The 7755-nt window shown below is 72.2% G+C and carries 6 protein-coding genes and 1 pseudogene; 3 read left to right on the top strand and 4 right to left on the bottom strand.

Annotated features, from left to right (window positions below):
• On the top strand, positions 1-509 hold a 509-nt coding region (locus HOY81_RS26325), incomplete at its 5' end, for an Rv3235 family protein (protein WP_272893332.1).
• A 91-nt stretch (positions 510-600) separates the two neighbouring features.
• Here the strand turns inward: HOY81_RS26325 and secA are convergent.
• Positions 601-3432, bottom strand: coding sequence for a preprotein translocase subunit SecA (secA, locus tag HOY81_RS26320; RefSeq protein WP_237323211.1), 2832 nt, complete (start codon positions 3430-3432; stop codon positions 601-603).
• A 176-nt stretch (positions 3433-3608) separates the two neighbouring features.
• Between secA and HOY81_RS26315 the strand changes: the two genes are divergently transcribed.
• Positions 3609-4193: a GNAT family N-acetyltransferase gene (locus HOY81_RS26315; protein ID WP_237323210.1), complete on the top strand. Its 585-nt coding sequence runs from the start codon at positions 3609-3611 to the stop codon at positions 4191-4193.
• Positions 4194-4300: 107 nt separating this feature from the next.
• The gene (locus tag HOY81_RS26310) at positions 4301-5458 is read left to right on the top strand and encodes a winged helix-turn-helix domain-containing protein (protein ID WP_237323209.1); all 1158 of its coding nucleotides are present in this window, start codon (positions 4301-4303) and stop codon (positions 5456-5458) included.
• A 104-nt stretch (positions 5459-5562) separates the two neighbouring features.
• Here the strand turns inward: HOY81_RS26310 and HOY81_RS26305 are convergent.
• The 3 genes and pseudogenes from HOY81_RS26305 to HOY81_RS26295 all read right to left on the bottom strand — a co-directional run.
• Positions 5563-6228: pseudogene (locus HOY81_RS26305) on the bottom strand (response regulator); the annotation flags it as partial.
• A gap of 207 nt (positions 6229-6435) precedes the next feature.
• Positions 6436-7131, bottom strand: coding sequence for a ribosome-associated translation inhibitor RaiA (gene raiA / locus HOY81_RS26300; protein ID WP_237323208.1), 696 nt, complete (start codon positions 7129-7131; stop codon positions 6436-6438).
• Between the two features lie 233 nt (positions 7132-7364).
• A partial coding sequence (locus HOY81_RS26295) for a ComF family protein (protein WP_368857742.1) occupies positions 7365-7755 on the bottom strand: 391 nt, incomplete at its 5' end.

Raw genomic sequence — 7755 nt, 5'->3', positions numbered from 1 at the left:
TCCGATCTCGCGTGCCGCAGCAGCGCGGCACCGGCCGGCGCCCGGCGCGCGGCACACCCGCACGCCCCCGCACGGGCCCGCCGGGCCGCCGGGACCCGCGGCGCCCGGCGGCGGGTCCCGTTCGCCCGGCCGGCGCCACGCCGCGCTCCCCCGTCCGGCAGCCCCCGCCGCAGCGCTGGTTCGCGGAGCAGCTCCTGCTGGTGCTCAGCGGACGGCGCCCCGCGCACGCCCTGCTGCGGCATCTGCGCGGGCCCGCGTACGACCAGCTCCTCGCGCTCGCCTTCGAGGCGCCGCTACGCCCCGGCGGGCCCGGCCGGCCGCTGCCGCGGCTCGCCGCCGTCGGCGCCCGGCAGCCGCGCACCGGGGTACTGGAGGCGTTCGCGCGGATCGCCACCGGCGCCCGCGTACGGGCGATGGCCTTCCGCCTGGAGGCCGGTGCCGATCGCCGCTGGCGCTGCTCCGCCCTGGAGCTGGACGGGCTGCCGCCCGGAAGGCCCAGCCCGGCATGACGAACGGGCCGGGCCCGCGCCCGCCCGGAGGCGGCGCGGACCCGGCCCGTGCTCCCGTCGGCGCGCGGGGCGGCGGCCCCCGCGCGACGGGTCACTTCTTCCGGCGGCGGCCCTTCTGCGCCTTGCGGCGCTCCGCGCGCGTCATCCCGTCGGCCGGGGACCGCACCGGCCCGCCGTCCCCGGAGGTGGTCTCCGCCGCGCCGTTGCCCGCGGGCATCTCGCCCTCCATGACACCGCCCTCGGCGGTCGGGGCGGAGAAGTGCAGCCGGTCCGGCCGCTGCGGCGCCTCCAGGCCCTTGGCCCGGATCGCCGGGGCGCCGGCCGGGACGGCCTCCTCCTTCTCCAGCGAGGGCCGCTCCTCCTCTTCCTCGACGGGCACCTCCTCGACCTGCTGCTCGACCTGCACCTCCAGGTTGAACAGGTAGCCGACGGACTCCTCCTTGATGCCGTCCATCATGGCCTGGAACATGTCGTAGCCCTCGCGCTGGTACTCGACCAGCGGGTCCTTCTGAGCCATGGCGCGCAGGCCGATGCCCTCCTGGAGATAGTCCATCTCGTAGAGGTGCTCGCGCCACTTGCGGTCCAGCACGGAGAGGACCACGCGGCGCTCCAGCTCCCGCATGATCTCCGAGCCGAGCTCCTGCTCGCGCTTGTCGTACTGCTCGTGGATGTCGTCCTTGATGGACTCGACGATGAAGTCGGCGGTGATGCCGGCGCGGTCGCCCGCGGCGTCCTCCAGCTCCTCCACGGTGACCTTGACGGGGTAGAGCTGCTTGAAAGCGGCCCAGAGCCGGTCCAGGTCCCACTCCTCGGCGAAGCCCTCCACCGTCTCGGCCTGGACGTACGCCTCGATGGTGTCGTCCATGAAGTGCCGGACCTGCTCGTGCAGGTCCTCGCCCTCCAGGACGCGGCGGCGCTCGCCGTAGATGACCTCGCGCTGCCGGTTGAGCACCTCGTCGTACTTGAGGACGTTCTTCCGGATCTCGAAGTTCTGCTGCTCCACCTGGGACTGGGCGGAGGCGATGGCGCGGGTGACCATCTTGTTCTCGATGGGGACGTCGTCGGGGACGTTCGCCATGGACATCACCCGCTCGACCATCTGCGCCTTGAACAGCCGCATCAGGTCGTCGCCGAGGGAGAGGTAGAACCGGGACTCACCCGGGTCGCCCTGCCGGCCGGAGCGACCGCGGAGCTGGTTGTCGATGCGCCGCGACTCGTGCCGCTCGGTGCCCAGGACGTAGAGCCCGCCGAGCTTCTTGACCTCCTCGAACTCCGCCTCGACCGCCTTCTCCGCACGCTCCAGGGCCGCAGGCAGCGCGGCCGCCCACTCCTCGGCGTGCTCGACCGGGTCCAGGCCCTTCTCCCGCAGCTCGGTCTCGGCGATGTCGTCCGGGTTGCCGCCGAGCTTGATGTCGGTGCCGCGGCCGGCCATGTTGGTGGCGACGGTGACCGAGCCCTTGCGGCCCGCCTGCGCCACGATCACGGCCTCCCGGTCGTGCTGCTTGGCGTTGAGCACCTCGTGACGCACGCCCCGCTTGTTGAGCTGCTTGGAGAGGTACTCCGACTTCTCCACCGAGGTGGTGCCGACCAGCACCGGCTGGCCCTTCTCGTACTTCTCCGCGATGTCGTCCACGACCGCGTCGAACTTGGCGACCTCGGTGCGGTAGATCAGGTCCGCCTGGTCGAGGCGGGCGAGCGGCCGGTGCGTCGGGATCGGGACCACGCCGAGCTTGTAGATCTGGTGGAACTCGGCGGCCTCCGTCATGGCCGTACCGGTCATCCCGGAGAGCTTGTCGTAGAGCCGGAAGAAGTTCTGCAGGGTGATCGTGGCCAGCGTCTGGTTCTCGTCCTTGATCTCGACCTGCTCCTTGGCCTCGATGGCCTGGTGCATGCCCTCGTTGTAGCGGCGGCCCGCGAGGATACGGCCGGTGTGCTCGTCGACGATCATGACTTCGCCGTCCAGGACGACGTAGTCCTTGTCCTTCTTGTAGAGCTCCTTGGCCTTGATCGCGTTGTTGAGGTAGCCGACCAGCGGGGTGTTCACCGACTCGTAGAGGTTGTCGATGCCCAGCCAGTCCTCGACCTTGCCGACCCCGGCCTCGTGGATGCCGACCGTGCGCTTCTTCTCGTCGACCTCGTAGTCGCCCGTCTCCGGCTTCCCCAGTCGCGGATCGCCCGGCTCGCCCTTCTCCAGGCGCTTCACCAGCTTCGCGAAGTCGCCGTACCACTTGGTGGCCTGGTCGGCGGGGCCGGAGATGATCAGCGGGGTCCGGGCCTCGTCGATGAGGATGGAGTCGACCTCGTCGACGATGGCGAAGTTGTGCCCGCGCTGCACCAGCTCGTCGTTCGACCAGGCCATGTTGTCGCGCAGGTAGTCGAAGCCGAACTCGTTGTTCGTGCCGTAGGTGATGTCGCAGTTGTACTGCTCGCGCCGCTGGCCGGGCGTCATGTTGGCGAGGATGCACCCCACCGAGAGGCCGAGGAACTGGTGCACCCGGCCCATCCACTCCGAGTCACGCTGGGCCAGGTAGTCGTTGACCGTGATGATGTGCACGCCGTCGCCGGAGATGGCGTTGAGGTAGGCGGGCAGGGTGCCGACGAGGGTCTTGCCCTCACCGGTCTTCATCTCCGCGACGTACCCCAGGTGCAGCGCGGCCCCGCCCATCACCTGCACGTCGTAGTGCCGCTGCCCGAGCACCCGCTTCGCCGCCTCGCGGACGGTGGCGAACGCCTCGGGCATCAGGTCGTCGAGGCCCTCACCCGCGGCGTAGCGCTCCTTGTACTCGTCGGTCAGGGCCCGCAGCTCGGCATCGGAGAGCGAGACGAAGTCCTCTTCGATGGAATTCACCTGCCGCGCGATGCGGTCCAGCTTGCGCAGGATCTTGCCTTCACCTGCGCGCATGAGCTTGCCGAAGACGGACACGTAGGGTGACTCCTTGCCGGTCGGGCCTGGCACGGTCGGTGCGCGGGCACGGTGAGGTGGGCCCCCACCGCACCGGCCATCGTAAGACAGGGGCGTTGCCCCCAGTACCCCCAACGTGCCGGACGTCCGTAAGGTGCCGGGCGTCCGGCCACGGAACCGCCCGGAAGAATAGCGCCATGGAGCCCATCACCCTGCGGACCGAGCGTCTGCTGCTGCGCCCGCTCGAGGAATCCGACACGGAGCCGGTGTACGCCGCCTGCCAGGATCCGGAGATCAGACGCTGGACCCCGGTGCCCGACCCGTACGAGCGCGAGCACGCCGTCGACTTCGTGTCCCGCCTGAGCCCCGCCGGCTGGCGCGAGGACACCATGTACTCCTTCGGGTTCTTCACCCGGGAGAGCGGCGCGCTCGCGGGAACCGTGGGGCTGGTCCGGCTGGCCCAGCTCCGCACCCCGGAGCGCCAGGCCGAGCTGGGCTACTGGGCGGCCAAGGAGCAGCGCGGCCGCGGCTACACGGTGGAGGCGGCCCGTGCGGTGATCGACTGGGCCTTCTCCGGGCTGGGCGTCGAGCGGCTGGAGTGGGTCGCCGAGGCCGGCAACGAGCCGTCGCGCGCGGTGGCGCTCCGGCTCGGCTTCGTGCAGGAGGGCCTGCAGCGCGGCCGCATCGTGCACCGCGGCACCCGGCGGGACGCCTGGGTGGCGGCCCTGCTGCCGTCCGACTGGGGACGGGCGCCGGTGACCCCGTACCTGCCGGCGCGCTGACCGGCCGGGCCCTCCGGGGCCCCCGGGGGCCTGCCGCGCGTGCGGCCGGCCGGAGGTGCGCCCGTCCGGGCGGCCGGTTGTCGGTGCCGGAGCCTAGGGTGGCGCGCATGACTCCGGAGTTCTCCCTCACCGCCGACGAGGCCCGCCGCCTCGCGCTGCGCGCCCAGGGCCTGCTGGGCGCGCCGGACCGCCGCGCGGGCGTGCGCGGCGTGCTGCGCCGGCTCGGCGCCGTGCAGCTCGACACGATCTCCGTGCTGGCCCGCTCGCACGAGCTGGTGCCGTACGCCCGGCTGGGAGCCGTCGGCCGGGAGGCCGTCGAGCGGGCGTACTGGGCGGACGGGCACTCCTTCGAGTACTGGTCGCACGCCGCCTGCATCCTGCCGGTCGAGGAGTGGCCGCACTTCGCCTTCCGGCGCCGGGCCCGGAGGGCCCGCGGCCACCGCTGGCACGTGCTGGAGGACCGGGACGCGGCGTGCGCGCTGGTGCGGGACCGGCTGAAGGCCGACGGCCCGCTGACCACCACCGAGCTGGGCGGCGGCCGCGCCGGCGGCGAGTGGTTCGACTGGTCCGAGACCAAGATCGCGGTGGAGTGGCTGCTGGACACCGGCGAGGTCGTCTGCACCCGGCGGCGCGGCTGGAAGCGGGTGTACGACCTGGCGGAGCGCGCCATCCCGGACGCACTGCTCCACGACGACCTGGACGACCGGGAGTGCGTGCGGCGCCTGGTGGCCCAGGCGGGTACCGCGCTCGGCGTGGCCACCCAGGCGGATCTGGCCGAATATCACCGCCTCAAGGGGGAGCAGGTGGCCGAGGTGATAGCCGACACCCCCCTGGTGCCGGTGGAGGTGGCCGGGTGGGGACGGCCTGCCTGGGCCGACCCCGGCGCCCTCGCCACACCGCCCCGCGGGCGGCACCGCACGACGCTGCTCTCCCCCTTCGACTCCCTGATCTGGGACCGGCCGCGGACGGAGCGCGTCTTCGACTTCACCCACCGCCTGGAGGCCTATGTGCCACGGCCCAAGCGGGTGCACGGCTACTTCGCGATGCCGCTGCTGGCCGGCGGCCGGCTGCGGGGCCGGGTGGACCCGGCCCGCGAGGGGCGGACACTGGTCGCACGGCAGCTCTCGCTGCGCGGCGCCTCGGCGGTGGAGCCCATGGCGCGGGCGCTGCGGGAGGCGGCCGGGTGGGTGGGGTGCGACACGGTGCGCGTGGAGCGCTGCACCCCGGAGAAGCTGCGCGCGCCGCTCACCGCGGCCCTGGACTGAGCCTGTGCGGGCCCGGGGAGGGCGGGGCCGTCCACGGACCGCCAGTCACGGCTACGGCCGGCGGCTCCCGGCACCGGCCGGTCCCCGCCGCGGCCGCCGCGACGTCAGCGGATCTCCAGGATCTTCTCCCGCATGGCATAGACCACGGCCTCCATCCGCGAGTGGAGCTGGAGCTTCTCCAGGATGTTGCGGACGTGGTTCTTCACGGTGTTCTCGCTGATGTAGAGCTCCTTCGCGATGTCCCGGTTGTTCATCCCGGTCGCGACGAGCTTGAGCACCTCCAGCTCACGATCCGTGAGCCGCGGGGCGGGCACCAGCTTGCTCTCGTCGGTGCGCTGGATCATCGACTTGAACTCGGTCAGCAGCTTGGCCGCCATGGAGGGGCTGATCTGGGACTGCCCGTCGGCCACGGCTCTGATCGCCGTGGACACCTCGTCCGTGGAGATCTCCTTGAGCAGATAGCCGGTGGCTCCCGCCTTGATCGCGTCGTAGAGGTCGGCCTCCTCGTCGCTGATCGTCAGCATGATGATCTTCGCGCTGGGGGCGACCTCCTTGATCGCCGTGCACGCCTCGATCCCGCCGCGCTTGGGCATCCGCACGTCCATCAGCACGATGTCCGGCAGCAGATCTGCCGCCTGGTCCACCGCCTCGGCGCCGTCCCCCGCCTCGCCGACGACCTGGATGTCCTCCTCCTGCGCCAGCACGATCTCCAGACCACGCCGGAAGAGCGCATGGTCGTCCACGACCAGGACCCGGATCGGCTCGGCGCGGGGACCCAGGTCACGGGTCGCCTGCTCGACCGGCTCCGCCCGCCCCTCGGGCATGGGCATCGCGGGCCCGAAGGTGTCCGCCATCGTTCCTCCCCCAGCATGCAGTGCCGCACCAACGACGCCGTGCCGGGCGGCGGTTGGTGCAGCCATGATTCCATGCCCGCGCCCCCGGACGGTCCGGGACCAGCCGGGGGCGCATCGCGTCGGTCAGCCTCCGAGGGCCCCGCCCGCACCGTGTGGCGGCTCCTCGACGAAGGGGTCCGGCTCCAGATGGATCACGCCGTAGTCGTAGCCGTGCCGCCGGTAGACGACGCTCGGCAGTTTCGTCTCGTAGTCGACGAAGAGATAGAAGTCGTGCCCGATCAGCTCCATCTCGTAGAGCGCCTGGTCGAGCGTCATCGGTGCCGCCGCATGCGTCTTCTCGCGGACCACCAGGGGGCCCTCCCCCTGGACCTCCAGTGGTCCGGCCTTGGTCGTCACCGGACCTTCCTCCTCCTGGGCGGCCGTCGTGGCCGTGGCCGCGGCGAGCTTGCCGTTCAGCTCCTCGGCGAGGTGTGCGGTCGCGGCGGCCACGCTCATCGGTGCGCGGCTGCCGCCGCGGTGCACCCGGCGCTTGTCATGCTGCTTGCGCAGCCGCGCCTCCAGCTTGTTGGTCGCCAGGTCGAGTGCCGCGTACGGATCGGAGGCCGCCGCCTCCGCCCGGATGACCGGGCCGCGGCTGCGCAGGGTGATCTCGACCCGGTCGGAACGGTTGGCCTGCCGGGGGTTGGGCTCCTTGGACACCTCGACGTCCAGGTTGATCACCTTGCCGTCGAGCTTCTGGATCTTCTCCAGCTTCTCGGCCACGTGTTTGCGGAACCGGTCCGGAACGTCTGTCTTCCGGCCCTTGACGACGATGTCCACGCAGAACTCCGTTCCCGGACGGCCTCGCCACGCGAGGGGCGAAGCGCATCCTTTGTGCTCTGACGCCGGAAGGCCTCGGTGAACTTTCCGCACCCTCCGGCTCAACGTCGGGTTGCGAGTTTCACCTCCTCCTCCCCCGCTGGGAAGATCGTCACCCACCTCGAACGTACCTCCAGTGGGGAGTACTCGGCACCCCCTACTGGCACGTACCTCCGATCGAGTGCCTTTCGGTATCAGAAGTAACGCCACGACTCGCCGGGGAGTTCCGGCCGGGCGTCCCCGGAGAGGCGCCTCGGAAGGCGGACCGTGACCACCGCCGCCGGCGGTCTGCCCCCACCACCGGCGGTGACCGCGCGCGCCGCCTCCGCCAGCGACGCCCCCGTCGTCATCAGGTCGTCCACCAGGACCAGCGCCGCACGAGCGGTCAGCCGCCGGAGACCGGGCGCGGCCTCCAGCGCCCCGGCCAGATTGGCCCGGCGCTCGGCGGCCCGCAGTCCCGCCTGGTCCGCGACCCTCCGGCGCTGTCGCAGCAGCGGCAGCACCCGGGCGGGTACCCCGGAGCGCCGCAGCGCGGCCGCGGCGGCCCGCGCGACCCGCCGCACCGGGTCGTGACCGCGGGCCGCG

Origin of the sequence: Streptomyces sp. JJ36 (assembly GCF_021696945.1) — a bacterium.
Taxonomy (GTDB): domain Bacteria; phylum Actinomycetota; class Actinomycetes; order Streptomycetales; family Streptomycetaceae; genus Streptomyces.
Note: the sequence above shows the minus strand (reverse complement) of the source record. Positions and strands in the feature narration are given on the sequence as shown.

Coding starts and splice junctions, on each gene's coding strand:
- HOY81_RS26315 (WP_237323210.1), top strand. CDS start 3,609: ATGGAGCCCATCACCCTGCGGACCGAGCGTCTGCTGCTGCGCCCGCTC.
- HOY81_RS26310 (WP_237323209.1), top strand. CDS start 4,301: ATGACTCCGGAGTTCTCCCTCACCGCCGACGAGGCCCGCCGCCTCGCG.